Below are 25,322 nucleotides of genomic sequence, written 5' to 3' on the forward strand. Positions count from 1 at the left end.
AAAACCACAGTGGCAAGGACCGACCATCCCACGGACCGGCGCGTCGCCGTCATCACCGGGGCGGCCAGCGGCATCGGCCGCGCGCTCGCCGTGGAGTACGCCCGCCGCGGGGTGCGCACCGTCATCGGCAGCTACCCCGGCGACCCCCACGACCCCACCGGGACCGAGCGCCTGGTGAAGGCGGCGGGCGGGGAGTGCACGCGGTACGAGGTCGACGTGCGCGACCCCGCTCAGGTCGAGGCGTTCGCCGAACACGCCCTTACGGCCTTCGGCCGCCTGGACATCGCCGTGGCCAACGCCGGGGTGCTGCGCCGGGCACCGCTCGACCAGCTCACCGACGACGCCTGGGACGACATGCTCTCCGTCGACCTCACCGGGGTGCTGCGCACCCTGCGCTCCGCCGCGCGGCGGATGGACGGACCGGGCGCGATGGTGGCGGTGTCCTCCATCGCGGGTGGGGTCTACGGCTGGGACGACCATGCCCACTACGCCGCCGCGAAGGCCGGTGTGCTCGGGCTGTGCCGCAGTCTCGCGGTCGAACTCGCCCCGCGGGGCATTCGCGTCAACTCCGTCATTCCGGGGCTCATCGAAACCCCCCAGTCCTCCGACCCCGTCAACTCGCTCGGTCCCGAGGGGCTGTCCCGTGCCGCCGGGGACATCCCCTGGGGACGGGTCGGGAGGCCCGGGGAGATCGCCTCCGCGATCGCCTATCTGACCTCGGACGGCGCCTCGTACATCACCGGTCAGAGTCTGGTCGTCGACGGCGGCCTCACCGTGAGGATGCCCGCATGAGGAGGGAGTGCTGATGGGTGCGCTGGACGAACGGACCGCGTTCATCACCGGCGGGGCCAGCGGGATCGGCCGTGCCGTCGTCGAGGCCTACGCGGCCGAAGGGGCCCGGGTGGTGGTGGCCGACCGCGACGGGGAGCGGGCGAGGGCCGTGGCCGAGCGGACCGGTGCCGCCGGGCACACGGCGGTGGACGTGAGCGATCCGGCCGCCGTGGAGGCGGTGATGTCGGCCGCGGTAGGGGAGTTCGGCGGGATCGACATCCTCGTCAACGCTGCGGGCATCCTCACGGAGGCGCCACTGATGGAGATGGACCCGCGGATGTGGTCCGAGACCCTCGCGGTCGATCTGACGGGCGTCTTCCTCTGCTGCCGCTACGCCGTCCCCCAGATGGCGCAGCGGGGCTGGGGGAGGGTCATCAATATCGCCTCGCAGCTCGGTATCAAGGGTGGCCGGTCGCTGTCCCACTACGCGGCCGCCAAGGCCGGGGTCATCGGGCTGACCAAGTCGCTGGCCCTGGAGGTCGCGGAGCGGGGCGTCCTGGTGAACGCCATCGCGCCGGGGCCGATCGACACCCCGCTGGTCGCCGGGATCACCCCGGAGTGGAAGGCGGCCAAACAGGCCGAACTGCCACTGGGGCGGTTCGGCCGGCCCGAGGAGGTCGCCCCGACCGCCGTGCTGCTCGCCAGCGACCCCGGCGGCAATCTGTACGTCGGCCAGACCCTCGGCCCCAACAGCGGCGATGTGATGCCGTAGCCGCGTCGGCGCCGGCCGCGGCCCTCCCCGCGTCGGGCGCGAACCGGGGACTCGGCGGGCCGGGCCCGGACGCATACGGCTCGGGGGCGACGGAAGCGGGAACGACAGAAGAAGGAAGGTGGCGGGATGTGCGGGGCCTGCGGTGAGCGGGGCGCGTTCGACTGGGCGCGGCCCTGGGTCAGCGGGGTCGCCGCCCGCCGGGCGGTGGCCGCCGCGGTCGGCGCGGTGGACCGGCCCGGGGTGCGGGTGGCGGTCGGGAGCGGCGGCTGGCTGGTGACCGGACCCACCGGAGCGACCACAGCCTGTGCGGGACTGGTCGCCCTGGTGGCTGCCGTACGGCATTGGGCCCCCGGAGCGGAACTGGCATCTCCGGACCGCGCGCGGCCGTCCGGGCCGCTGTCCGTGCCCGGGGAGGAGGACCGGCGCCGGGGCGTGGTGCTGCGCGTCGCCCCGGGCGGGGCCCGCCGCGCCGACGACGCGTTGGAGGCGCTCGGGACAGTGGCGGTGGTGGACTCCGGGGTCACGGCCCGCGCCGTCGTCGCCGCGCTCGCCTCGCCCCGCTGGTCCCCCCGCCGCTATCTGGAGCGGGTGGAGGGCGTGGCGGACGCCTGGGCCCGTCCTGCGCCCGCCCTGTGGCCGCCGCCGACCGGCCCGGACCCCTGCGCCCTGGCCGCCGACACCCTGGTCCGGCTGGAGTGGATCCGGCAGAGCGGCCGGCTGGACGGGGACGCTCTCGCCGTCCGGGGTCCGCTCGGTCCCGCCGCCGGGTACGACGTGGAGATCCGCGACGGGTACGTGGTGCGGGCCCGCACCTGCCTCGCGAGCCATGAGCGGGCCCGCCGTGAGAGCTACGAGCGGGCGATCGGTGCCACCACCGCGTCCGTCAGCGACGCCAGGTCCTTGGGGGACAGTTCGACCTCCAAGCCGCGGCGGCCCGCCGAGACGCAGATCGTCTCGTAGCCGTCGGCCGACGCGTCCAGGGCCGTGGGGAGGCGTTTGCGCTGGCCGAGTGGGGAGATTCCGCCCCGCACATAGCCCGTGGTGCGCTCGGCCACCGTCGGGTCCGCCATCGTGGCGCGCTTGCCGCCGACCGCCGAGGCGAGCGCCTTGAGGTCGAGCGAGGCCGAGACGGGCACGATGGCGACCGTAAGGTGGTCATCGACGCTCGCGACGAGGGTCTTGAAGACCCGCTCCGGTGCGACGCCGAGCGCCTGGGCGGCCTCCTCGCCGTAGGACGGGGCCGCCGGGTCGTGCTCGTAGGAGTGCACGGTGAAGTCCGTGCCCGCGGCGGTGAGGGCGGTGGTGGCGGGGGTGCCCGCCGAGTTCTTCTTGGTCTTCTTCGGCATGTTCGTCCGCGTCAGTTGGGGCTGGTGGGACCGCGGGTCAGATCGACGGCGGGGAGCGACGGGAGCTTACCGATGACCGCGCTCTCGGTGCGAAGGAGTTTCAGCTCGTCGGCCAGCCGGCTCGCGGTGTCCGGCGCCTGGAGCAGCCGCTGCTTCGCGGGCGTGTCGAGCACGGCGGCGGCCGCCACCAGGTAGGAGAGGACGGACGGCTCGCCCGGCAGGTCCTGCTCGGCCGCCAGGGTGCGCTCCCGGGCGCCCGCGAGCCGCTTCTGGTACATGCGGAAGGCCCGTACGACCCCCGAGGCCAGCGCCCCGGCGCCGTCGCCCTGCTCCTCCTCCAGCTCCTTGACCTCGGCCGTCAGATACGGGCCCGAGGAGTCCACGGAGACCAGCTCGAAGCGGGTGGTGCCGGTGGCCAGCACCTCGAAGGTGCCGTCATCCTGCTCCCGGATGGTGGCCGCGTCCGCCACGCACCCCACGGAGTAGAAGGACTTGGCGGGGTCCGGGCCGAACCCGGCGGTGGGGCCGGGGTCCGGCAGCGTGAGGGCGTCCGGGAGGCCGATCGCGCTCGGCGCGACCTCATGGCCGTCCTTGATCGCGATCACCCCGAACCGGCGCGGCGCGTCCTCGGGGAGCGCCGACAGATCGCGCATCAGGGAGCGATACCGCTGCTCGAAGACGTTCAGGGGCATGACGAGCCCCGGGAACAGCACCGTGTTCAGCGGGAAGAGCGGAAGGCGCGCGGAGGTCACGGGGCGTAAGCCTAATGGCCCCGCGCGTTCCCTTTCACTGGTGCCGGAGCAGCGGTCACTGGCGACGCAGCAGCCGGGACGCGCCGGCGGCGACCGCGGTGGCCAGCACCCAGCCCAGAAGGATCATGACGATGGAGGCCCATTGGACGGCGCCCTGGGGTTTCCAGTAGCCGTCCATGCCCAGATCGATGACCGGGATCAGCAGATCGAGCGTGTACAGCGAGGCGTTCCAGTTCGGTGATTCGTCGGGCTTCAGCGCCTCCGGCCGGTTGTGGGCGAAGAACACCGAGCCGACCGCCCACAGCACCGCCATCCACACCGCCGCCCGGCCCGGGCGATAGCCGTAGGCCACCGTCCAGTCCTGGAGATAGCCCCACACCTTCCCGGCGAGCGGCAGCGTCTCCCGGCGGCGCCGCTGCTTGGCGAGCTGCACCTCGCGGGCATCGGCGTCCTCGCCGCTGGCCCGCATCGTGTTGGCCAGCATCTCGTACGGCTCGGGCGCGTACTCGGGCGTGGCGGCGGCCACCCACTCCAGCCGACGGGCCAGCGGGAAGTGGCCGCGCGGAATCAGGCACTCATAGCTGAACCCGGCCATGGTCAGCCCGCCGGGCCCCGGCCAGCTCACCGACTTGTCGACAAGGTTGACCACCCGGGCGCCGGAGAGGATCACCCGTCCGCGCTGCGGCCGCTCCCCGAGGAAGCGCAGTTCGGGCGTCTGGACCCGGCGCAGCGACAGCTCCTGGTCGTTCTCCATGATGAAGCGGGCCTGGTCGAAGTCGATCGCGTCCCCGATCCGCCCGTCGTCCAGCCGGACCCCGCCCTCGCACTCGAAGCGCTGGATCCGGGTGCCGCGGGTGGGGGTGGAGGCGGTGCCGTACGGCGGGGTGGAGCCGCTGGAGTACGTGCTCACCCCGCCCGCGGTGAGGTACAGGCTGCGCTCCACGGTCAGCTGCGGCGCGTTCAGCGCGCGTCGGCCGTAAGGGTTGCGCAGCCGGCTGCCGCGCAGGCTGAGCGACACGCCGATCTGCGCCCCGCGCAGGCTCAGCTCGCCATACGACTCGATCATGTCGGCCTGGAAGTCCTGGGCGACGGTCAGCCCGTCGGCGCTGATCGACATGCCCCGGCGGTCGCGGCGCACGATGAGCTGGTTGAGCAGTAAATCGGTGCCGATATGGGCGTCGGTGAGCCTGATGCCGTGCTCGACCACACAGCGCGGCAGATGCAGATCGCCCTCGGTGCGCAGCCGGGCCGCCTCCAGCCGGGGGAGGGAGCAGCCCACCAGGCGCAGGGTGGTGAACTGCGCCTCGGGGACCAGCACCTCCCGCTCGAAGCGGCAGTTCTTGAGCTCCACATAGGGCTCGATGTTCCCGCCGGCCAGATCGAGCGTGCCGGTGATGTGCACCCCGTTGAGCTTGAGCGCCGAGACCCGGCCCGGCTGCGCGGGCGGCCCGTCCAGCAGCAGGAGGGCCACGACCCGCGCGCGGACGCTGCGCTCCGGGCCCCAGGCGTACGGTCCTGAGGGGTCGTTCCGCTGGGGGTGGGAGGTGCGCAGGTCATGGGTGCTGCCATTGCGGAACGCCTGCCACATGCCCCATTCGGCGGTGGTCAGATCGAGGCCCGGGGGTGGGTCGCCATCGTGCGGCTCGGTCACAGCCGTGTCCCCTCCTGAATCTCCGTGTCCCCGTACGGAGCACATTCCCGCTGAGTAACCGGTTGAACGCCAACGGTCAGGGTCAACTTAGGGGGTCCGTATCACTGACTGATACGGGGGGAGGGGCCTCGTGGCGGGTCTGAGACAATTGATCGCGTGATCTCCCGTATCGATCTGCGCGGCGCCGCCTTCCCCGAGGGCGGGATCGACCGCGACCTGCTGCCCCGTGCCGAGCTCGACGTCGAGGCCGCCCTGGAGAAGGTGCGGCCCATCTGCGACGACGTACGCCATCGCGGTACCGCTGCGCTGATCGACTACGCCCATCGGTTCGACGGCGTGACCATGGAGCGGGTGCGGGTCCCCGCGGAGGCGCTGGAGAGCGCCCTCGCCGGGCTGGACCCGGCCGTGCGGGCCGCCCTGGAGGAGTCCATCCGGCGGGCCCGGCTGGTCCACCGCGACCAGCGGCGCAGCGACCACACCACCCAGGTGGTGCCGGGCGGCACGGTCACCGAGCGCTGGGTGCCGGTCGAGCGCGTCGGGCTGTACGTACCGGGCGGGCGCTCGGTCTACCCCTCGTCCGTGGTGATGAACGTGGTGCCCGCGCAGGAGGCCGGGGTCGCCTCGATGGCCGTCGCCTCCCCGCCGCAGGCGGAGTTCGGCGGGCTGCCGCACCCCACCATCCTCGCGGCGTGCGCGCTGCTGGGCGTGGACGAGGTGTACGCGGCGGGCGGCGCCCAGGCCGTCGCCATGTTCGCCTACGGCACCGAGGACTGCCGTCCGGTCTCGATGGTGACCGGCCCCGGCAACATCTGGGTCGCGGCGGCCAAGCGGCTGCTCAAGGGCCGGATCGGCATCGACGCCGAGGCCGGGCCGACCGAGATCGCCATCCTCGCCGACGCCACCGCCGACCCGGTGCACGTCGCCGCGGACCTGATCAGCCAGGCCGAGCACGATCCGCTGGCCGCGTCCGTGCTGGTCACCGACTCCGAGGAGCTGGCCGCCGCGGTCGAGAAGGAGCTCGAGGTCCAGGTCGGGGCCACCAAGCATGTCGCGGACCGGATCGGTCCGGCGCTGGCCGGCCGGCAGTCCGGCATCGTGCTGGTGGACGGTCTGGAGCAGGGCCTGGCCGTCGTGGACGCGTACGCGGCCGAGCACCTGGAGATCCAGACCGAGGACGCGGCGGCCGTCGCGGCCCGGGTGCGCAACGCCGGGGCGATCTTCGTCGGGGCCTACGCCCCGGTGTCGCTCGGCGACTACGCGGCGGGCTCCAACCATGTGCTGCCCACCGGCGGCTGCGCCTGTCACTCCTCGGGGCTGTCCGTGCAGTCCTTCCTGCGCGGCATCCATGTGGTGGACTACACCCGGGACGCGCTGGCCGAGATCGCCGGCCATGTGGTGACGCTGGCCGAGGCGGAGGATCTGCCCGCCCACGGCGCCGCGGTGAAGGCAAGGTTCGACTGGAAGGTGCCACCGAGCAAGTGACCGGCATTGACGATCTCCCGATCCGGGACGAGCTCCGTGGCAAATCCCCGTACGGCGCTCCGCAGCTGGACGTGCCCGTACGGCTGAACACCAACGAGAACCCCTATCCGCTGCCCGAGCCGCTGGTCGCCCGGATCGCCGAGCGGGTCGCCGAGGCGGCCCGGAACCTCAACCGCTACCCGGACCGGGACGCGGTCGAGCTCCGCACCGGGCTGGCCCGCTACCTCAGCCGTACCGCCGGTCTCGAGGTCGGTGTCGCCCAGGTCTGGGCGGCCAACGGGTCCAACGAGGTGCTCCAGCAGCTGCTGCAGACCTTCGGCGGCCCGGGGCGCACCGCGATCGGCTTCGAGCCCTCGTACTCGATGCACGCGCTGATCTCCCGGGGCACCGGCACCGGCTGGATTTCCGGTCCCCGGAACGCCGATTTCACCATCGATGTCGATGCCGCCCGTAAGGCCATCGCCGAGCACCGCCCCGATGTCGTCTTCATCACCTCGCCGAACAATCCGACGGGGACGGCGGTCGGCGCCGAGACGGTACTGGCGCTGCACGACGCGGCGCAGGACGCCAGGGCGGACACCGCCGGGGCGCTCGTCGTCGTGGACGAGGCGTACGGGGAGTTCAGCCACCGTCCGTCGCTGCTGCCGCTGATCGAGGGGCGGCCGCGGCTGGTGCTCTCGCGGACCATGTCCAAGGCGTTCGGCGCGGCCGGGCTGCGGCTCGGCTACCTCGCCGCCGACCCGGCGGTCGTCGACGCCGTCCAGCTGGTCCGCCTGCCGTACCACCTGTCCGCCATCACCCAGGCCACCGCGCTGGCCGCCCTGGAGCACACCGATACGCTGCTGGGGTACGTCGAGGCGCTCAAGGCCGAGCGCGACCGGCTGGTGAGCGAGCTGCGCACCATCGGCTGCGAGGTGACCGACTCCGACGCCAACTTCGTCCAGTTCGGCCGCTTCGAGGACGCCCACGCGGCGTGGCAGGGCCTGCTGGACCGGGGCGTCCTGGTCCGGGACAACGGTGTACCGGGATGGCTGCGGGTCACCGCGGGGACCCGGGCCGAGAACGACGCGTTCCTCGACGCGGTACGCGAGCTGATGAAGGAGAAGAGCGCATGACCCGCGTGGGACGCGTGGAGCGCAGCACCAAGGAGACCTCGGTCGTCGTCGAGATCGACCTCGACGGCACCGGCCAGGTCGATGTGTCGACAGGGGTCGGCTTCTACGACCACATGCTCGACCAGCTCGGCCGCCACGGTCTCTTCGACCTCACGGTCAAGACCGAGGGCGACCTGCACATCGACACCCACCACACCATCGAGGACACCGCCCTCGCGCTCGGCGCCGCCTTCAAGCAGGCGCTCGGCGACAAGGTGGGCATCTACCGCTTCGGCAACTGCACGGTGCCGCTGGACGAGTCGCTGGCCCAGGTGACCGTCGACCTCTCCGGCCGCCCGTACCTGGTGCACACCGAGCCGGAGAACATCGCGCCGATGATCGGGACCTACGACACCACGATGACCCGGCACATCCTGGAGTCCTTCGTGGCCCAGGCGCAGATCGCCCTGCATGTCCACGTGCCCTACGGGCGCAACGCCCACCACATCGTGGAGTGCCAGTTCAAGGCCCTGGCGCGGGCCCTGCGCTACGCCAGCGAGCGGGACCCCCGCGCCGCCGGGATCCTCCCCTCCACCAAGGGGGCCCTGTGAGCGTCGCGCGCGCGGCCGCCGGGCCGCAGACGACACTCGACCCGCGCTTTCGCCGCGCGGGCGGAGAAGCGAACGAGGTAGCTTCGTGAACGGCCTGTCGACCGTGTTCATCCTCGTAGGACTGTTTCTGCTCGGCGGGGTCATCTCCTTCGTCAAGCAGGGCATGTCCAAGAGCATCATCACGCTGCTCGGGATCGGTGCCACGATGGCGCTGCTCGCCGGCGTCCTGCGGCTTGAGGTATGGAATTGAGCAACAAGAGCGTCGTTGTCCTCGACTACGGATTCGGCAACGTCCGGTCCGCCGAGCGGGCCCTCGCCCATGTCGGCGCGCGGGTCGAGATCACCCGTGACTACGACAAGGCCATGGCCGCCGACGGCCTGCTCGTCCCCGGTGTCGGTGCCTTCGCCGCCTGTATGAAGGGGCTGCGGGCGGCGCGCGGCGACTGGATCGTGGGGCGCCGGCTGTCCGGCGGCCGCCCGGTCATGGGCATCTGCGTCGGCATGCAGATCCTCTTCGGGCGCGGAATCGAGCACGGCGCCCCGGCCGAGGGCCTGGACGAGTGGCCCGGCACGGTCGAGCCGCTGCGCGCCCCTGTCGTCCCCCACATGGGCTGGAACACGGTCAAGGCGCCCGGCGACTCCCAGCTCTTCGCGGGCCTGGACGAGGGCGAGCGGTACTACTTCGTCCACTCCTACGCGGTCCGCACCTGGGAGCTCGAGGTCACCAACCCGCATATCCCCGCCCCGAAGGTCACCTGGTCCACCCATGGCGAGCCGTTCGTCGCCGCCGTCGAGAACGGCCCGCTGTGGGCCACCCAGTTCCACCCCGAGAAGTCGGGCGACGCCGGGGCGCGGCTGCTCCGCAACTGGCTCGACACGCTCTGACCGGCCCCCGCGCCAGCTCTCACCGCCCGCACGCTCTCACCGAAGGTTGCCCGCATGCGCACGCATCGCCTCGAACTCCTCCCCGCCGTCGATGTCCGCGACGGCCAGGCCGTCCGCCTCGTCCACGGGGAGTCCGGCTCCGAGACGTCGTACGGCGACCCGATGGAGGCCGCCCTGGCCTGGCAGCGGGCGGGTGCCGAGTGGCTGCACCTGGTGGACCTCGACGCCGCCTTCGGCACCGGGGACAACCGCGCGCAGATCGCCGAGGTGGCCCGCGCCATGGACCTCAAGGTCGAGCTGTCCGGCGGGATCCGCGACGACGCCTCGCTGGCGGCCGCCCTGGCCACCGGCTGCGCCCGGGTGAACCTCGGCACGGCCGCGCTGGAGTCCCCCGAGTGGGTCGCCAAGGTCATCGCCGAGCACGGCGACCTGATCGCCGTGGGCCTCGATGTGCGCGGAACCACGCTGCGCGGCCGCGGCTGGACCCGGGACGGCGGCGATCTGTACGAGACGCTGGCCCGTCTCGACTCCGAGGGCTGCGCCCGCTACGTCGTCACCGACATCGCCAAGGACGGTACCCTCCAGGGCCCCAACCTGGAGCTGCTGCGCAATGTCTGCGCCGCGACCGACCGGCCCGTCATCGCCTCCGGCGGCGTTTCCTCGCTTGACGACCTGCGTGCCCTTGCGACCCTGGTACCGGAAGGTGTCGAGGGCGCCATCGTGGGCAAGGCGCTCTACGCCAAGGCGTTCACCTTGGAAGAGGCGTTGGAGGCGGTGGCCGTATGACCTCACCCGAGATCGGGCGACGGGTCCAGACCGAGAGTCCCTGGGAACAGACCATCGGGTTCGCCCGGGCCGTCGAGGCCGGTGACCTGGTGCTCGTCGCCGGGACGATGCCGCTCGCGGAGCGCGGCGTCCTGGAGGGCGAGGGGGATCCGTACGAGCAGACGCTCGCGGCCTTCGGCCATGCGCTGGACGCGCTGAAGAGGTTCGACCTCGGCGTCGAATCGGTGGTCCGCACCCGTATGTACCTCACCCACGCCCGCGACGTGGACGAGGTGGGCCGCGCCCACAAGGAGCTCTTCGACGCCGTGCGCCCGGCCGCGACGCTGGTCGTGGTGTCCGGCTTCGTCGACTCGCGCGTCCTGGTGGAAGTCGAACTGGAAGCATTCCGAGGAGCACGACAGTCATGACCCTGGCGGTCCGAGTCATCCCCTGCCTGGACGTGGACAACGGCCGGGTCGTCAAGGGCGTCAACTTCCAGAATCTGCGGGACGCGGGCGACCCGGTCGAGATGGCCAAGATCTACGGCGAGGAGGGCGCGGACGAGCTCACCTTCCTCGACATCACCGCCTCCTCGGGCGATCGCGAGACCACCTACGACGTGGTCCGCCGCACCGCCGAGCAGGTCTTCATCCCGCTCACGGTCGGCGGCGGCGTCCGCACCCCGGAGGACGTCGACAAGCTGCTGCGCGCCGGGGCGGACAAGGTCGGCGTCAACACCGCCGCCATCGCCCGCCCCGAGCTGATCCGCGAGATCGCCGAGCGCTTCGGCAGCCAGGTGCTCGTCCTCTCGGTCGACGCCCGCCGCTGCCCCGAGGGGACGGTGACCCCCTCCGGCTACGAGGTCACCACCCACGGCGGCCGCCGTGGCACCGGCATCGACGCCGTCGAATGGGCCCACCGCGCGGTGGGACTGGGCGCCGGGGAGATCCTGCTGAACTCCATGGACGCGGACGGCACCAAGGACGGCTACGACACGGCCATGATCGAGGCCGTCCGCAAGCACGTCACCGTCCCGGTGATCGCCAGCGGCGGCGCCGGCAAGGCGGCGGACTTCTCGCCGGCCATCGCCGCGGGGGCCGACGCGGTGCTCGCGGCCTCCGTCTTCCACTTCGGCGATCTGCGGATCGGCCAGGTGAAGGACGCGCTACGGGAGGCGGGGCACCCGGTCCGCTGAGGAAGACGCCATGAAGCGGGGGATCACCGGCCGGTGATCCCCCGCTTCACCGCCTCAGGGCGTCACTTCGCGGCGGAGCCCGGCCGCTGGCGGTACGCGTCGACGATGCCGCGCTTCAGGACCGCGGTCTCCTCCATGACGTCGCCCTTCTTGCCCGCCCCGACGTCCTTCGTCCGGTAGCTGCGCACGCCGAGGTAGGCCAGGCTGTCCCGGTCGAAGACCCACTCGGTGGCCGTCCACGCCCTCTTGTCGACGCGGGCGATGCCGACCCCGTGGCGGCCCGCCGCGTCCACCGCGTCCTCCTGCCGCGTCACCCCCGGGATCTTCGCGGCGGCCTTGTACAGGGCGGCGGCGTTCCGTGGCGGCATCACCGTCTCGCCCAGCAGGTAGCCGATCTGGTCGAAGACGGCTTGCGCCTTCTCCTGGCCCCCGTCCGCGTCGGTCATCCGGTAGAGCTCCTCGAGCAGGTCGTCCGGGTCGGTCGGCAGGGACGCCAGCCACTGGTACGTGGGGCGGTCGATACCCGCCGGAGACCCTCCCAGTTCGCGCATCGGGGCGTAGCCCCCGCCCTCGTGGATCTCGCCGGTCTTGGTGATCCGCTTCACCCGCTGCGACGTCCAGACCTCCCGCTCGTGCCGCGGCTCCAGTGTGGAGGCGCCGTTCTCCTCCAGCTCGGCCCCCGCCGTCACGCTCTTGACGTAGACGAACTGGTCCTGTCGCACCGGCTTGACGTCCGACTTCGCCGCGGTCCCGGCGATCCGGTCGAGCAGGACGGTGGCGGTCTCGCGCGGCTGGGCGGTGGTGTCGCCGGACGTCCCGCCCCCGGTGAGGGTGACGGCCAGCGCCCCGGCCAGCGCCAGGGCCGCGGCGGGCATCAGCAGCGCCGGGCGCGGCAGCCGCCACCGGACCTTCGGGGCGGGCGCGGGGGTGCGGTTCCGGTCGTCATCGATGTGCTGCATCAATCGGTCCTTGTGGTGGAGGTACGGAGCGGAGGGCACGTCCCGTTCGGCCGGGACGGGAGGAAGCAGCCGGGCGAGCTCCTCGCGCGCGGTGTCCTCGTACGCGGCGTCCTCGCGCTCGCGCTCGGGCCGGGCGGGCCCGGAGCCGGCGGCGTTCATCGGGGGTCCTCCTGAAACTCCTGAAAGGGCAGGGCCGCGAACGCGGCCTCACGCTGTACCTCTCCGCGACGGTGCGGCGGTTCCTTCTTTTCTTCCGCGAGCCGCTGATCGGCGAGGGTGCGCAGCCGGGCGCGGGCCCGGGACAGCCGCGAGCGCACCGTTCCCACCGGGATGCCCATGGCCTCGGCCGCCTGCGCGTAGTCCAGACCGGACCAGACGCACAGCGCCAGCACCTCCTGCTCCCCGCGCCGCAGCCGGCCGAACACCGTGCGCACGGCGGCGATCCGGCGGGCGTCGTCGATCCGGCCCGCCGCCTCGTCGGCGAAGTCCGCCACCGGGTCGGGCGCCGGACGGCGGGCCAGGAAGGCCAGGCGGCGGCCGATGCCGCGGTTGGCGTTGCGGGCCTTGTTCGTCGCCACGCCCAGCAGCCACGGTTTCAGCGTGTCGTCGCCCGGCTCCAGTCGCTCCCGGGTGCGCCAGGCATCGAGGAACGTATCGCCCATCACCTCCTCGGCCACCGACCAGTCGCCGGTCAGCCGGAAGGCATGGTTGTAGACCATGCGCGCGTAACTCTCGTAGAGCTCCGCGAACGCCTCACGGTCACCCGCCCGTATCCGCGCCCGCAAGCCATCACTCATCTCGTTCACACCTCACACCCGTGCCTCTCCGCACGGCGGAGGTGGTTCCCGTGACCTGCGCCACACATAGGGCGCGGGTGGCGAGGTGCCCGTCCAGGGGTGTCCGCGGTACGCGTACGCCTGCGGCGCGTTGCTCCCCTCCCCGCCCCTGCACTCAACTGGGGCTCCGCCCGTGGTCCGACGGACACTCAGTGATCGGCCGGGAACGACGCCGCCTCGATCACCTCGTCCAGGACCTCACGGGAGCGGAGCAGATCCGCGATCATCCGGTCGATGCGCTCACGCTCCACCGTCAGATCGGAGACCAGCTGCCCGTTGGCCGTCCGCGACGGGCCGCCGTCCGAGTCGCGCATGCAGGGGAGCAGTTGGGCGATCTTCTCGCTGCACAGCCCCGCGGCGAACAGCTCCTGGATGCGGATGACGCGGTCCACCGCGCCCTCCCCGTACTCGCGATGGCCGCCCGGGGTGCGCTCGGCCGTCATCAGGCCCTGCTTCTCGTAGTAGCGCAGGGAGCGCTCGCTGACGCCGGTGCGCCGCGCCAGTTCGCCGATCCGCATTCCTCACCTCGCCTGCCGGTTCGGGGTTGAATCTGACATCAATGGCAAGTTCTACCGTACCCGCATGACGCACACACCCGAGATACCCAGCCTCTTCGAACCCGCCCGAGTCGGCCCTCTCGACCTCCCCAACCGCCTGGTCATGGCGCCGATGACGCGTAACCGCGCCGCCGCCGACGGCGTGCCCCTGCCGATCATGGCCACCTACTACGCCCAGCGCGCCACGGCCGGACTGATCGTCGCCGAGGCCGCCACGCCCAACGCGGTGGGCCAGACCTACCCCGACATCGCCGCGATCCACAACGCGGCGCAGGTGGCCGGATGGCGGCGGGTGACCGACGCGGTGCACGCGGCGGGCGGCCGGATGTTCCTCCAGCTTCAGCACGGCGGCCGGGTCGGCCACCCGGACACCAGCGGACTGATGCCGGTGGCCCCCTCGCCGGTGCCGCTCCCGGAGACGATCTTCACCCCGAACGGCCATCAGCGGTCCGTCGTACCGCGCGAGATGACGCTCGATGAGATCCGTTCCACCGTCGCCGACTTCGCCGCCGCCGCGCGCAATGCCCGGGGCGCGGGCTTCGCCGGAGTGGAGGTGCACGCCGCCAACGGCTACCTCCTCCACCAGTTCCTGGCCCGGGGCACCAACCGCCGCACCGACGCCTACGGCGGCCCGGCGGCCGGGCGCGTCCGGTTCGTGGCCGAGGTGGTCCACGCCGTCGCCGACGCGATCGGCCCCGAGCGGGTGGGCCTGCGCATCTCGCCCGGATCCACCGTCAACGGCATCGAGGAGGGCGACACCGAGGCCCTCTACCCCGCGCTCATCAAGGAGCTCGCGGGCACCGGGCTCGCCTATCTGCACATCGTCCGCGCCCGGCCGGACCAGCCCCTCTTCCGGGAGCTCCGCGCCTCCTGGCCGGCCACGCTGATCGCCAACCCGTCACTGCCCGGCGACGGCGTCCCCGCCGACGGGGGGATGCGCCAGGCCGGGGCGCTGCTGGCCGAAGGCGCCGATCTGATCGCCCTCGGCCGCACCTTCCTGGCCAACCCCGACCTGGTGACCCGCCTGCGCACCGGCGCCCCGCTCAACCCCATACGGGACGCCTATCTGATGTACGTGGGCGGCGAGACCGGCTACACGGACTACCCCACCCTGACGGCGGTCTGAGCTCAGCCGACCCGGACGGCCGGCTGGTGGCGGACGGGGAAGTTGACCGAGTTCGCGATGAAGCACGCCTGATGGGCTTCCGTATGCGCCGAACGCGCCCGCTCCAGCATCCCCTCGTCCGCGACGGTGACCACCGGATTGAGCACCACCTCGGTGAAGCGCCCGCTGTGCCCGGCCGTCTCCTCCATGACCCCGGCGGCGACGTCCTCGTACGCCGTGACCGTCACCCCGTCCCGGGCGCATACGGAGAGGTAGGTCAGCATGTGGCACTGCGAGAGCGAGGCCAGCAGGAACTCCTCCGGATTCCAGCACTCCGGATCCCCCAGGAACGCGGGATCGGCACTGCCCCGCAGGGTCGGCTTCCCCTCGCCGAGGATGTCGTGCGACCGCCCGTAGTCCCGGTAACCACTCGTCCCCGAACCGGTGTTACCGGTCCACCGGACGGTGGCGCGGTAGGTGTGCTGTCGGCCCATCGTCTGTGCGCTCCCCTTCGTGTCCCAGCGGTGGCGGAACTGGCCCCCGCCCATCGTGCCGTGCTGACGGGGAGTGTCCCACCCAGGAGGAGCGCGTCCTGGTACGGGGGCTCTGACCTGCGCAGACTCGGTGGGGCCAGGACGGAGCGGCACCAGGACGGAAAGGGATACCGCCATGAACGCCATGAACGACATGACCGGGACCGGCAAGGTCGTGCTCATCACCGGGGCCAGCAGCGGGATCGGGGCGGCGACCGCGCGCCGGCTCGCCGCCGACGGGCACCGGGTCCATCTGGGGGCGCGGCGCACCGAGCGGCTGGGGGAGCTGGCCGGGGAGATCACCGCCGAGGGCGGCAGCGCGTCGTACCAGAGGCTGGACGTCACCGCGGCCGATGACATGCGGGCCTTCGTGGCGGCCGCCCGGGAGCGGTTCGGGCGGGTGGACGTGATGGTCAACAACGCCGGGGTGATGCCCCTCTCACCGCTCGAGGCGCTGAAGGTCGACGAGTGGGACCGGATGCTCGATGTGAATGTGCGCGGTGTGCTGTACGGCATCGCCGCGGCCCTGCCGGTGATGCGGGAGCAGGGCGGCGGGCATGTCGTGAACATCGCCTCGGTGGGCGCGTACGAGGTGGTGCCCACCGCGGCGGTGTACTGCGCCACCAAGTTCGCCGTGCGCGCCATCTCGGAGGGGCTGCGCCAGGAGTCGGCCGGTGACATCCGGGTCAGCCTGGTCTCCCCGGGCGTGACCGAGTCCGAACTCGCCGAGTCCATCTCCGATCCGAACGCCCGCGAGGCCATGAAGACCTACCGCTCGGTGGCCATCCCCGCCTCCGCGATCGCCGACGCCATCGCGTACGCCATCGGACAGCCGCCCGAGGTCGACGTCAACGAGATCGTGGTGCGCCCGGCCGCGAGCGCCCAGTAGGGACGGGCCGTCCGCAGGGGCGGGCCGTCCGCGGGGGAGACGGAAAACCGGTAGGGCGATCGGTGACGGCGGCTCACACTGAGGGCATGGACGGAGCCACGTCGAGTCAGCTGCTGGGGTTCCCGCCCGATGCGCGGGTGCTCATCGTCAACTGCGACGACCTCGGCATGCACGAGTCGGTCAACGTCGCCGTCATCGACGCGATCGAGGAGGGGATCGCGAGCTCCTGCAGTCTGATGGTGCCGTGCCCGGGGGCGCCGCAGGCCCTGCGGATGCTGCGCGCGCGGCCGGGCATTCCGTTCGGCATCCACCTCACGCTCGTCCGCGACGCGGACCACCTCCGGTGGGGACCGCTGAGCGCGAAGGGGACGGTGGCGTCGCTGCTCGACGAGCGGGGCGAGCTCTTCACCGCCGGCCGGCGGGAGGAACTGCTCGCGCGGGCGCGCCCCGAGGAGGTCGAGCGGGAGTTCCGGGCCCAGATCGAGGCCGTGGCCGACGCGGGACTGACGCCGACTCACCTGGACTGGCACTGCCTGGCCGACGGCGGGCGCGAGGATGTCTTCGAGCTGACCGTGGCGCTGGCGGGGGAGTACGGACTGGCGGTGCGGGTCTGGCTCGACGGCGGCCGCCGGACGACGCGTGGGCGGGGGCTGCCGGTCACCGACCATGACTTCCTGGACAGCTTCGCCCTCGACGTCGACGGTAAGGCGGCCCGCTACGCCGAGCTGCTGCGCGCCCTTCCGTCCGGGCTCAGCGAGTGGGCGGTCCACCCCGGGCTGGACGACGCCCGGTCGCGAGCCGCCGAGCCCGGCGGCGGATGGCGGGTGCGCCACGGCGACCACGCGTTCCTGACGTCGGCGCGGGCCCGCGAACTGCTCGCGGAGGAGGGCGTCGTGGTGATCGACTACCGGCCGCTCCAGCGGATCTGGTCCGGGGGGCCGCCGACTTGATGCCATCCGATCCAGCGGGACCGCTGACTTGACGCCGTTGCCGGGGCCCGCTTTGATCGCAGCAGCCGCACGGTGTACTTGCCCCGTGCCGCGCAAGAGGTGCGCCCAGCCGGTAGGGGACCCGGTGCCGGTCCCGAGCCCGGACACAGTCGCCAGGACGGCGGATGCCATCCGAGGCGGGGACGCTACCCGCGAGTGTTGGAGCTTTCATGCCAGCCAGCCATGCCGCACGCCTTCGTCGCCGCTGGGCCCTCGCGTCGGTGGTGACGGCCGCCGCCGCGGCGGCCGCCGTCGTGACCGTGTCCATGTCCTCGGGAGCCAGCGCGTCCGAAGTGGCGCTGCCGCCCGTCCACGGTGGCTTCGACTACCAGATCGGCGGGGCGTACACCCCGCCGAAGGGCGTCGACATCGTCAGCCGGGACCGCGGGGACTCCCCGGCGAAGGGGCTGTACAACATCTGCTACGTCAACGCCTTCCAGGTCCAGCCGGGCGAGCGCGACCAGTGGCCGGACGACCTGCTGCTGCGCGACCGCAACGGCGATCTCGTCATCGACACCAAGTGGAAGGAACCGCTGCTCGACCTCCGTACCGCCGAGAAGCGCGAGCGCGTGGCGGACAAGGTCGACGGGTGGATCGACGGCTGCGCCGACAAGGGGTTCGACGCCGTCGAGCCCGACAACTACGACAGCTACGAACGCTCCAAGAAGCTGCTGACCACCGGCCACGCCAAGGCGTTCATGGCCCTGCTGTCCGAGCACGCCCACGCCCAGGGGCTGGCCATCGCGCAGAAGAACACCGCGGAGCTGCTGCCCGACCGGAAGGCGGCCGGGCTGGACTTCGCGGTGGTCGAGGAGTGCGGCGAGTACGACGAGTGCGGTGAGTTCGCCAAGGCGTACGACGACCATGTGGTGGTGGTCGAGTACGGCGACGAGGGCTTCGCCAAGGCGTGCGAGGGCTGGGGCGACCGGCTCAGCGTCGTCCGGCGGGACGAGGGCGTCTCGCCCGCGGGCGAGGACGGCTACGTTCGCGAGACCTGTTAGGGGATTCCCTCGTGTCGTCCCCGTCCGCCCCGCGCGGGCGGGGACGCGTCGCGCGGGCGGGGACGCGTCGCGCGGGCGGGGACGCGTCGCGCGGGCGGGGACGCGTCGCGCGGGCGGGGACGCGTCGCGCGGGCGGGGACGCGTCGCGCGGGCGGGGACGCGTCGCGTTCGGCTTCGCGTTCGGCGGGCGGCTCAGATGCCCAGCTTGGCCTCGTGCGCCGCGGCCACGGCCTCCTTGTCGCCCTCCAGCTCGACCCGGGCGGAATCCTGGCGGCCGGTGAGGAAGAGCGCCAGCTCGCCCGGTTCGCCGGTGACCGTGACGACCGGGGTGCCGCGGTTGGCCACCGCCGTACGGCCGTCCGGGCGGCGCAGCACCAGGCCGACGGGGGAGCGGCGGCCGAAGATCCGGGCGCCGCGCTCGATGCGGGACCACAGCGTGTCGGCGAAGACCGGGTCCAGCTCGCGCGGTGTCCAGTCCGGCCGGGCGCGGCGCACATCCTCGGCGTGGACGTAGAACTCGAAGCTGTTGGCCGCCTCGTCCACCTGCTTCAGCGCGAACGGCGACATCCGCGGCGGACCGGTGCGGAACAGCTGGAGCAGCTCCTCGTACGGCCGCGCCGCGAACTCCTCCTGCACCCGGGCCAGCCGCGCGGCCAGCGGCTTGACCAGCACCCCGGCGGCCGCGTCGGGACGGCGCTCGCGGACCACCAGATGGGCCGCCAGATCGCGGGTGCTCCAGCCCTCGCACAGCGTCGGGGCCCCGGGGCCCGCGCCGTCCAAGAGGTCGGCGAGGAGCAGGCGTTCGCGCTTCGCGTGAGTGGACATGCGTCCACCCTACGACCGGGACCCGCCCGCTGCCATGAGGAGCGCCGCCGCGCCCCCGGGCCTACGGGGTGTGCGGCTCCGCCGCAGGCGTACGCCTGCCGCCGGACACTCCCTAACCCGGCAGCGGCTTGCTCAGCTTCTTGCCGTCGCGCCCGGCGCTCAGCGTGAGCGCGCAGGAGACCTGGTCCTCGCCCTGGATGGAGTACGTGCCCAGCGCGGGGTACAGCGCGTAGTAGTAATACATCCGGCCGTCGTTGGGGATGCTCTTGAGCCGCTTCCTGGCATCCGTCGCACACAGCGCGAGCGCCTTGGTCTGAATCGCCTTCTCGGTGGAGAAGTCGCCGCTCAGCGTCTCGTTGGCGATCACCTCGCCGTCGTGCGGGCCGTGGCAGGACCGCTTCTCGACCTTGGTGACGCTGCTGTCCATCGCCGGGTGGTCGAAGCACCGGCCGGGGGCGAGCACCACATACGGCACCTTGTCACCGGGCGCGCCCGACTCCGACGCGTCCGGGGCCGCCGACTCCGAGGCGCCCGGATCCCCGTCGGGGGCCTCGCTTCCGCCGCCCAGCGGCGCGCCCTCGCCGGGGTCCTCCGAGCCCGACGGGGCGGCGGACGACTCGGCGTCCGAGGGCGAGGAGAGCGGACGGTCCGAGGCCGAGGCGGACGGGCCGGCGTCGGCCGACGTCTCCTTGCCGCCGTCGTCCTTCGTCCCGATGACGATCGCGCCGACGACCACCGCCACGGCCACCACCGCCGCGATGACGATCGCCGTGGTCCTGGAGCCGCCGGTGCCGGGCGGCGGGGGAGGGGGCGGCAGCGCCCCCGGGGGTATGGACCCCGGGGGCAGCGCGCCCTGGGGCGGACCCCCGGGCAGCAGGGCCGGTGGGGTGGGCGGACCGAAACCGCCGCTCGGCTGCGCGGGCCGGTCCGCCGGGGGCGGCGGCCCGAAGCCCTGCCGCGGCTGCTGCGCCTGCGGGGGCTCCTGCGGCTGTGCGGGCTGCGCCTGCGGGGGCTGCTGCGGCTGTGCGGGCTGTGGCTGTGGTGGTTGCTGCTGCTGCTGCTGCGGCGGTGGACCGAACCCCCCGCCGTTTCCAGGCCGGTTGGGCTCGTTCGACGGCGGCGGAAACGTCATGCCCGAAGCATGCCCCATTCCACTGACAATCCGTCCATCGGGCCCGGCCTACCGGCCGGTTTCGCAGCCCCGGCCCCGGTCCGGCGGAGATCATTCGCGGAGACCCCCCTCCGGACGTGCAGAATGGTCGCATGACCGGCTCCGACCGCCCCTCCGCCCTCGACCCGGCCCTCGCCGCCCGCCTCAAGCGCGGCGCCGACGGCCTGCTGCCCGCCATCGCCCAGCAGTACGACACCGGTGAGGTGCTGATGCTCGGCTGGATGGACGACGAGGCGCTGCATCGCACCCTCACCACCGGCCGCTGCACCTACTGGAGCCGCAGCCGCCAGGAGTACTGGGTCAAGGGCGACACCTCCGGCCATGTCCAGCTGGTCAAGTCCGTCGCGCTCGACTGCGACGCCGACACCGTCCTCGTCAAGGTCGACCAGGTCGGCGCCGCCTGCCACACCGGCGACCGCACCTGCTTCGAAGCCGACGAGCTCCCGCTCGGCCCGCAGACCGGCCAGTAGACCGGCCACCACCCCGCCAAGCCCTCCAGCCCCCAGCCCCAGCCCCGTGCCCCGCCGGGCTCCCCAGACCCAGACCCAGGACGCTGTCACGATGGATCTCGAGACCTTCCGCAAGCTGGCGGCCGACCGCCGCGTCATCCCCGTCAGCCGCAAGCTGCTCGCGGACGGCGACACCCCCGTGGGCCTCTATCGCAAGCTGGCCGCCGAGCGCCCCGGCACCTTCCTCCTCGAATCCGCCGAGAACGGCCGCTCCTGGTCCCGCTACTCCTTCATCGGCGTCCGCAGCGCCGCCACCCTCACCGAGCGCGACGGCAGCACCCACTGGCTGGGCACCCCGCCGGTCGGCGTCCCTACCGACGGCGATCCCCTCCAGGCGCTGCGCGCCACCGTCGAGGCCCTGCACACCCCGCGCGACCTCGGCGGGCTGGTCCAGCTGCCGCCGTTCACCGGCGGCATGGTCGGCTACCTCGGCTACGACATCGTCCGCCGCCTGGAGAAGGTCGGCGAGCACGGCCGGGACGATCTGCGCCTGCCCGAGCTGACCATGCTGCTCACCTCGGACCTCGCGGTGCTGGACCACTGGGACGGCACCGTGCTGCTGATCGCCAACGCGATCAACCACAACGACCTCGACACGGGCGTGGACGAGGCGTACGCGGACGCCGTGGCCCGGCTCGACGCGATGGCCGCCGACCTGGTCCGCCCCGTGGCGACCGACCCGGCCGCGCTGCCCGACTCCGAGCTGCCCGAGTACACCGCCCTGTGGGGCGGCGAGGACTTCATGGAAGCCGTGGACGACATCAAGGAGCGCATCCGCGCGGGCGAGGCGTTCCAGGTCGTCCCCTCGCAGCGGTTCGAGACGCCGTGCTCGGCCAGCGCCCTCGATGTCTACCGGGTGCTGCGGGCCACCAACCCGAGCCCCTATATGTACCTCTTCCGGTTCGAGGGCTTCGACGTGGTGGGCTCGAGCCCGGAGGCGCTGGTCAAGGTCGAGGACGGGCGGGCGATGCTGCACCCCATCGCCGGTACCCGTCACCGGGGGGCCACCCCGCAGGAGGACGCCGCGCTCGCCGAGGAGCTGCTCGCCGACCCCAAGGAGCGGGCCGAGCATCTGATGCTCGTCGACCTCGGGCGCAATGACCTCGGGCGGGTCTGCGAGCCGGGCAGCGTGGAGGTCGTCGACTTCATGTCGGTCGAGCGCTACAGCCATGTCATGCACATCGTCTCGACCGTCACCGGCAGCCTCGCCGAGGGCCGTACGGCCTTCGACGTGCTCACCGCCTGCTTCCCCGCGGGCACCCTCTCCGGCGCCCCCAAGCCGCGGGCGCTCCAGATCATCGAGGAGCTGGAGCCGAGCCGCCGCGGGCTGTACGGCGGCTGTGTCGGCTATCTCGACTTCGCGGGCGACTCCGACACCGCGATCGCCATCCGCACCGCGCTGCTGCGCGGGGGCACGGCGTATGTCCAGGCGGGCGCCGGGATCGTCGCCGACTCCGATCCGGTGGCCGAGGACGCGGAATGCCGCAACAAGGCGGCGGCGGTGCTGCGGGCGGTGCACGCGGCGGGCCGCCTGGGGCGGTAGTCCCCGGTGGCCGGTGGCTCCCCGGGGCGGTGGTGCCCGGTGGCCGGTGGCTCCCGGTAGGTCCCATATCCCCCACCCGGGAACGATCCCGTACCCGGGTGGGGGATAGTGGTAGGCGTGACTGCAGCAGCCGTACCCCAGCCCAGGGCCGAGCACGAGCCCTCCGCCCCCGCCGCGCGCGGCCGCCGAAGCAGCCTTGCCATCGCCCTGCTCGCCGGTGCGCTCGGCGCCGCCCTGGTCCTGCTGGCCACCAGCCGTAAATGGGCCGAGGGCACCGCCTCCGTCGCCCAGGGATCCCTCTCGCAGAGCGCCAACGGCGATGACATCACCGGACTCCCCGGTGCGCTGGCGGTCGTCGGCCTGGCCGCGCTGGTCGCCGTCTTCGCCGTGCGACGCCTCGGCCGTGCCGTCGTCGCGGCGCTGCTGGCCCTCTGCGGCGCGGGCATCGTGATCAGCTCCGCTCTCGGCGCGTCCGACAAGGGGGCGCTCGAGGAGAAGGCGTCCAAGGTGAGCGGGCTGACCCACAGCCCCATCCACGACGTGGCGTACACCCCCTGGCCGTGGGTCGCCGCGGCGGGCGGGGTGCTGCTGCTGCTCGCGGGCGTGCTCGCCCTGGCTTACGGCCGTCACTGGCCCGCCATGTCCGGCCGGTACGAGCGCGCGGGCACCGCGGGCACTCCGGGCCGGAGCCGCACCCGGCGCGGCGCCGCCGCCTCCGACCCGGACCGCCCCGAGGAGCTGTGGAAGGCCCTGGACCGCGGCGAGGACCCGACGGAGGCCCCGGTGCGGCAGGAGGCCGAGCGCGGCACCTAGGGGCGGTCCGACGGACCTTGACGCCTGCGGCGGGCTCACTCCCCTGCCCGCCCCTTCCCGACACCTGACGATATGCGGCTCCGCCGCGTGCGGGGCTTCGCCCCAGACCGCGGGGTCCAGGGGCGGAGCCCCTGCCGCGCGGCGGAGCCGCATATCGATGCTGCGGGAAGGGGCCGCACCGTAAGGTCCCACCCCCGCTCAAGGGCGTTTCGCGCATCGGGGACAATGGCGTAGGAGCGTTCGCCCCCGAGCGCCCGGACCAGGCGCGTACAGATACGAGGAGAATTCATGGCGGGTCACGACCACGGACACACCCCGGCCGCCTGGACCGGTGTCACCATCGCCTTCATCGGCTTCTGCGTCGCCGGCGCGTTCACCGTGGCGGCCAACCCGCTCGGCTTCTGGGCGGGCATGGTGATCATCGCCCTCGGCGGTGTCGTCGGCGCGGTGATGCGCGCGGCCGGGCTGGGCATGCCCAAGACGCAGCACCCGCCGCAGCCGCGGCCCGCGGCGCAGTCGCAGTCGCAGACGCAGGCGCAGACCCAGAGTTGAGCCTCGGCGCGGCCCGGGGCCGCGCCCGCCTCCACCGCATGCGGCACTGAGCCGTACGGAGGTCGGCGCATCGGCCCTGAGCTGCGCCTTCGTGGCTCCCCGGGCAGACTCGGCGGTGTGACAGAACCATCGCCGACCGCCCTTGTTCCCCTGGTGCGGCGTCTGGCCGCCCCGCTCGGCGTGCTCGCGGGCGTTCTCGCCGCCTTCAGTTATGTCGGCGCCGTGGACCCCCGGGAGCCCGGCCACTACCCCGTCTGCCCGCTGCTGCGGCTCACCGGGCTGTACTGCCCCGGCTGCGGCGGGCTGCGCGGCGCTCATGCCCTGGCCCATGGCGATCTTGCCGCCGCGCTGCGTGACAACGCCCTCGCCGTCGGCTGTTACGCGCTCTTCGCCGTCTGCTGGGTGGTGTGGTGCGTACGCGGACGCTTCCCGGCGCCGCGGGTGTGGCACGCGGGGGCGCTCGGCGCGGTGGCCCTGGTTTTCGCAATCGTCCGGAATTTCCCGTTCGGGGGACTACTGGTGCCGTGACCGTTGTTGTGTATGCGCATGTGGCGGGCGTCCGCGTCAACCGGATGCGAGACCTCGGCCTACCGGCGGCTACCATCGCAGTGCCAGGTGACGCGGTGGACCGCCCCACCCGGTACAGATCAGAAGCTTCATCCCCGTCACGGAAGGGGGCCGCTCGGTGAGTGTGCTCGACGAGATCATCGACGGAGTCCGTGCCGACCTCGCGGAGCGGCAGGCGCGCGTCGCCCTCGACGAGCTCAAGGAGCTGGCGGCCAAGGCCCAGCCGGCGAAGGACGGTGTGGCGGCGCTCAAGGGCGACAGCGTCAAGGTGATCTGCGAGGTCAAGCGGTCCAGCCCCTCCAAGGGCGCGCTCGCCGCGATCGCCGACCCTGCCGGGCTCGCCGCGGACTACGAGGCGGGCGGCGCGGCCGTGATCAGCGTGCTGACCGAGCAGCGGCGCTTCGGCGGATCGCTGGCCGACCTGGAAGCCGTACGGGCGAAGGTCGACATTCCGGTGCTCCGTAAGGACTTCATCGTCACCTCGTACCAGCTGTGGGAGGCGCGGGCGCACGGCGCCGACGTCATCCTGCTGATCGTCGCCGCGCTGGAGCAGCAGGCCCTGGTCTCGCTCATCGAGCGGGCCGAGTCGATCGGGCTGACGCCCCTGGTCGAGGTGCACGACGAGGAGGAGACCGCCCGGGCGGTCGACGCCGGGGCACGGGTGATCGGCGTCAACGCGCGCGACCTCAAGACCCTCCAGGTGGACCGCTCGAACTTCGCCCGGATCGCACCGGAGATCCCGGACCATATCGTCAAGATCGCGGAGTCCGGGGTGCGCGGCCCGCACGACCTGATCGCCTACGCCAACGACGGCGCGGACGCGGTGCTGGTCGGCGAGTCCCTGGTGACCGGGCGCGACCCCAAGGCCGCGGTGGCCGATCTGGTGGCGGCGGGCGCCCATCCGGCGCTGCGCCACGGCCGGGACTGACGACGGGGCGGGATCGGCGGACCATGGAGACGTACGCGCGCCTGGCACGGGGCTGTCGGCCCCGGGGCTGCCGCGCGCCCGCGAGGCGGGTGCGGGGGCGGCGCGTGCGCTACCACATCGGATGCGAGCCGGGGCAGATCAACGGGCGGCGATGGCGCCGGGCGGCGGCGCGCTGAGCGCGGGCCGCACGCGTTCCCATCCATCCCACCTGTCGCGGGGCG

General features: G+C 72.9%; 31 protein-coding genes. 22 read left to right on the forward strand and 9 right to left on the reverse strand.

Translation table 11 applies throughout. The annotated features are described in order from the left end of the window. Positions 1-9 precede the first annotated feature (9 nt). From ACMTAK_RS36440 to ACMTAK_RS36450, 3 genes are all read left to right on the forward strand, one after another. Positions 10-792: an SDR family NAD(P)-dependent oxidoreductase gene (locus ACMTAK_RS36440; RefSeq protein ID WP_413810103.1), complete on the forward strand. Its 783-nt coding sequence runs from the start codon at positions 10-12 to the stop codon at positions 790-792. Between the two features lie 13 nt (positions 793-805). Continuing rightward, positions 806-1,543, forward strand: coding sequence for an SDR family NAD(P)-dependent oxidoreductase (locus ACMTAK_RS36445; RefSeq protein WP_413810104.1), 738 nt, complete (start codon positions 806-808; stop codon positions 1,541-1,543). A 126-nt stretch (positions 1,544-1,669) separates the two neighbouring features. Further along, positions 1,670-2,503, forward strand: a complete 834-nt coding sequence (locus ACMTAK_RS36450) for a hypothetical protein (protein WP_413810105.1) — start codon at positions 1,670-1,672, stop codon at positions 2,501-2,503. Here the strand turns inward: ACMTAK_RS36450 and ybaK are convergent. The 3 genes from ybaK to ACMTAK_RS36465 are packed head-to-tail and all read right to left on the reverse strand — an operon-like array spanning position 2,392 to position 5,292. Further along, entirely contained in the window at positions 2,392-2,889 is a 498-nt protein-coding gene (gene ybaK, locus ACMTAK_RS36455; RefSeq protein ID WP_413810106.1) for a Cys-tRNA(Pro) deacylase, read from the reverse strand. The two genes, ACMTAK_RS36450 and ybaK, sit on opposite strands and share 112 nt — an antisense overlap. Before the next feature lie 11 nt (positions 2,890-2,900). Continuing rightward, positions 2,901-3,641, reverse strand: a complete 741-nt coding sequence (locus ACMTAK_RS36460; protein ID WP_413810107.1) for an LON peptidase substrate-binding domain-containing protein — start codon at positions 3,639-3,641, stop codon at positions 2,901-2,903. A 55-nt stretch (positions 3,642-3,696) separates the two neighbouring features. Further along, positions 3,697-5,292 (reverse strand): oxidoreductase, encoded by a 1,596-nt coding sequence (locus ACMTAK_RS36465; protein WP_413810108.1) that lies wholly within the window; start codon positions 5,290-5,292, stop codon positions 3,697-3,699. 156 nt (positions 5,293-5,448) lie between these two features. Here ACMTAK_RS36465 and hisD point away from each other — a divergent pair, with 156 nt between their 5' ends. The 8 genes from hisD (at position 5,449) to hisF (ending at position 11,324) form a co-directional block, all read left to right on the forward strand. Continuing rightward, positions 5,449-6,774 (forward strand): histidinol dehydrogenase, encoded by a 1,326-nt coding sequence (hisD, locus tag ACMTAK_RS36470; RefSeq protein WP_413810109.1) that lies wholly within the window; start codon positions 5,449-5,451, stop codon positions 6,772-6,774. After that, positions 6,771-7,889 (forward strand): histidinol-phosphate transaminase, encoded by a 1,119-nt coding sequence (locus tag ACMTAK_RS36475; protein ID WP_413810110.1) that lies wholly within the window; start codon positions 6,771-6,773, stop codon positions 7,887-7,889. The genes hisD and ACMTAK_RS36475 overlap by 4 nt, the downstream gene beginning before the upstream one ends. Continuing rightward, on the forward strand, positions 7,886-8,479 hold the full coding sequence (gene hisB, locus ACMTAK_RS36480) for an imidazoleglycerol-phosphate dehydratase HisB (RefSeq protein WP_044576972.1): 594 nt from the start codon (positions 7,886-7,888) through the stop codon (positions 8,477-8,479). The genes ACMTAK_RS36475 and hisB overlap by 4 nt, the downstream gene beginning before the upstream one ends. An 85-nt stretch (positions 8,480-8,564) precedes the next feature. After that, positions 8,565-8,729 (forward strand): hypothetical protein, encoded by a 165-nt coding sequence (locus ACMTAK_RS36485; protein WP_037948925.1) that lies wholly within the window; start codon positions 8,565-8,567, stop codon positions 8,727-8,729. Next, on the forward strand, positions 8,720-9,364 hold the full coding sequence (gene hisH, locus ACMTAK_RS36490; protein ID WP_413810111.1) for an imidazole glycerol phosphate synthase subunit HisH: 645 nt from the start codon (positions 8,720-8,722) through the stop codon (positions 9,362-9,364). Before ACMTAK_RS36485 ends, hisH begins: the two co-directional genes overlap by 10 nt. Before the next feature lie 54 nt (positions 9,365-9,418). Continuing rightward, the gene (gene priA / locus ACMTAK_RS36495; protein WP_413810112.1) at positions 9,419-10,150 is read left to right on the forward strand and encodes a bifunctional 1-(5-phosphoribosyl)-5-((5-phosphoribosylamino)methylideneamino)imidazole-4-carboxamide isomerase/phosphoribosylanthranilate isomerase PriA; all 732 of its coding nucleotides are present in this window, start codon (positions 9,419-9,421) and stop codon (positions 10,148-10,150) included. Next, positions 10,147-10,557: a Rid family hydrolase gene (locus ACMTAK_RS36500; protein ID WP_413810113.1), complete on the forward strand. Its 411-nt coding sequence runs from the start codon at positions 10,147-10,149 to the stop codon at positions 10,555-10,557. Before priA ends, ACMTAK_RS36500 begins: the two co-directional genes overlap by 4 nt. Further along, entirely contained in the window at positions 10,554-11,324 is a 771-nt protein-coding gene (gene hisF / locus ACMTAK_RS36505; protein WP_413810114.1) for an imidazole glycerol phosphate synthase subunit HisF, read from the forward strand. The genes ACMTAK_RS36500 and hisF overlap by 4 nt, the downstream gene beginning before the upstream one ends. A gap of 62 nt (positions 11,325-11,386) precedes the next feature. Here hisF and ACMTAK_RS36510 read toward each other — a convergent pair whose 3' ends face one another. From ACMTAK_RS36510 to ACMTAK_RS36520, 3 genes are all read right to left on the reverse strand, one after another. After that, positions 11,387-12,442, reverse strand: a complete 1,056-nt coding sequence (locus ACMTAK_RS36510; protein WP_413810115.1) for a CU044_5270 family protein — start codon at positions 12,440-12,442, stop codon at positions 11,387-11,389. Next, positions 12,439-13,080 carry an RNA polymerase sigma factor gene (locus ACMTAK_RS36515; protein WP_413810116.1) on the reverse strand — a complete coding sequence of 214 codons (642 nt, stop codon included), beginning with the start codon at positions 13,078-13,080 and terminating at the stop codon, positions 12,439-12,441. Before ACMTAK_RS36515 ends, ACMTAK_RS36510 begins: the two co-directional genes overlap by 4 nt. Before the next feature lie 188 nt (positions 13,081-13,268). After that, positions 13,269-13,637: a MerR family transcriptional regulator gene (locus ACMTAK_RS36520; RefSeq protein ID WP_413810117.1), complete on the reverse strand. Its 369-nt coding sequence runs from the start codon at positions 13,635-13,637 to the stop codon at positions 13,269-13,271. A gap of 64 nt (positions 13,638-13,701) precedes the next feature. On the opposite strand from ACMTAK_RS36520, the gene ACMTAK_RS36525 reads away from it, so the two are divergent. Further along, positions 13,702-14,802 (forward strand): alkene reductase, encoded by a 1,101-nt coding sequence (locus tag ACMTAK_RS36525; RefSeq protein ID WP_413810118.1) that lies wholly within the window; start codon positions 13,702-13,704, stop codon positions 14,800-14,802. 2 nt (positions 14,803-14,804) lie between these two features. Here the strand turns inward: ACMTAK_RS36525 and ACMTAK_RS36530 are convergent, their stop codons facing one another. Next, on the reverse strand, positions 14,805-15,275 hold the full coding sequence (locus ACMTAK_RS36530; protein WP_413810119.1) for an OsmC family protein: 471 nt from the start codon (positions 15,273-15,275) through the stop codon (positions 14,805-14,807). 184 nt (positions 15,276-15,459) lie between these two features. Here ACMTAK_RS36530 and ACMTAK_RS36535 point away from each other — a divergent pair, with 184 nt between their 5' ends. The 3 genes from ACMTAK_RS36535 (at position 15,460) to ACMTAK_RS36545 (ending at position 18,193) form a co-directional block, all read left to right on the forward strand. Continuing rightward, positions 15,460-16,203 carry an SDR family oxidoreductase gene (locus ACMTAK_RS36535; RefSeq protein WP_413813105.1) on the forward strand — a complete coding sequence of 248 codons (744 nt, stop codon included), beginning with the start codon at positions 15,460-15,462 and terminating at the stop codon, positions 16,201-16,203. A gap of 86 nt (positions 16,204-16,289) precedes the next feature. After that, on the forward strand, positions 16,290-17,153 hold the full coding sequence (locus ACMTAK_RS36540) for a polysaccharide deacetylase family protein (RefSeq protein WP_413810120.1): 864 nt from the start codon (positions 16,290-16,292) through the stop codon (positions 17,151-17,153). 209 nt (positions 17,154-17,362) lie between these two features. Further along, the gene (locus tag ACMTAK_RS36545; RefSeq protein WP_413810121.1) at positions 17,363-18,193 is read left to right on the forward strand and encodes an endo alpha-1,4 polygalactosaminidase; all 831 of its coding nucleotides are present in this window, start codon (positions 17,363-17,365) and stop codon (positions 18,191-18,193) included. Positions 18,194-18,385: 192 nt separating this feature from the next. Here the strand turns inward: ACMTAK_RS36545 and ACMTAK_RS36550 are convergent, their stop codons facing one another. Together ACMTAK_RS36550 and ACMTAK_RS36555 are read right to left on the reverse strand one after the other, a co-directional pair. Further along, entirely contained in the window at positions 18,386-19,018 is a 633-nt protein-coding gene (locus ACMTAK_RS36550) for a TIGR03085 family metal-binding protein (RefSeq protein WP_262704693.1), read from the reverse strand. A 112-nt stretch (positions 19,019-19,130) separates the two neighbouring features. After that, positions 19,131-20,150: a hypothetical protein gene (locus ACMTAK_RS36555; RefSeq protein ID WP_413810122.1), complete on the reverse strand. Its 1,020-nt coding sequence runs from the start codon at positions 20,148-20,150 to the stop codon at positions 19,131-19,133. A gap of 131 nt (positions 20,151-20,281) precedes the next feature. Between ACMTAK_RS36555 and hisI the strand changes: the two genes are divergently transcribed. The 7 genes from hisI to trpM all read left to right on the forward strand — a co-directional run bounded on the left by hisI (position 20,282) and on the right by trpM (position 25,277). Further along, complete coding sequence (gene hisI, locus ACMTAK_RS36560; protein WP_413810123.1) at positions 20,282-20,659, forward strand: phosphoribosyl-AMP cyclohydrolase; 378 nt, start codon at positions 20,282-20,284, stop codon at positions 20,657-20,659. 46 nt (positions 20,660-20,705) lie between these two features. Beyond that, the gene (locus ACMTAK_RS36565; RefSeq protein ID WP_413810124.1) at positions 20,706-22,241 is read left to right on the forward strand and encodes an anthranilate synthase component I; all 1,536 of its coding nucleotides are present in this window, start codon (positions 20,706-20,708) and stop codon (positions 22,239-22,241) included. Between the two features lie 117 nt (positions 22,242-22,358). Continuing rightward, complete coding sequence (locus ACMTAK_RS36570; protein ID WP_413810125.1) at positions 22,359-23,054, forward strand: TIGR02234 family membrane protein; 696 nt, start codon at positions 22,359-22,361, stop codon at positions 23,052-23,054. A gap of 288 nt (positions 23,055-23,342) precedes the next feature. Then, on the forward strand, positions 23,343-23,606 hold the full coding sequence (locus tag ACMTAK_RS36575) for an HGxxPAAW family protein (RefSeq protein ID WP_413810126.1): 264 nt from the start codon (positions 23,343-23,345) through the stop codon (positions 23,604-23,606). Between the two features lie 117 nt (positions 23,607-23,723). Beyond that, positions 23,724-24,134, forward strand: a complete 411-nt coding sequence (locus ACMTAK_RS36580) for a DUF2752 domain-containing protein (protein ID WP_413810127.1) — start codon at positions 23,724-23,726, stop codon at positions 24,132-24,134. Positions 24,135-24,291: 157 nt separating this feature from the next. Beyond that, positions 24,292-25,101, forward strand: a complete 810-nt coding sequence (gene trpC, locus ACMTAK_RS36585; RefSeq protein WP_138911135.1) for an indole-3-glycerol phosphate synthase TrpC — start codon at positions 24,292-24,294, stop codon at positions 25,099-25,101. Between the two features lie 23 nt (positions 25,102-25,124). Further along, complete coding sequence (gene trpM / locus ACMTAK_RS36590) at positions 25,125-25,277, forward strand: tryptophan biosynthesis modulator TrpM (protein ID WP_369075658.1); 153 nt, start codon at positions 25,125-25,127, stop codon at positions 25,275-25,277. Positions 25,278-25,322 lie beyond the last annotated feature (45 nt).

The organism is Streptomyces lacaronensis, from assembly GCF_047337785.1.
In the GTDB taxonomy this organism is placed as follows: Bacteria; Actinomycetota; Actinomycetes; order Streptomycetales; family Streptomycetaceae; genus Streptomyces; species Streptomyces lycopersici.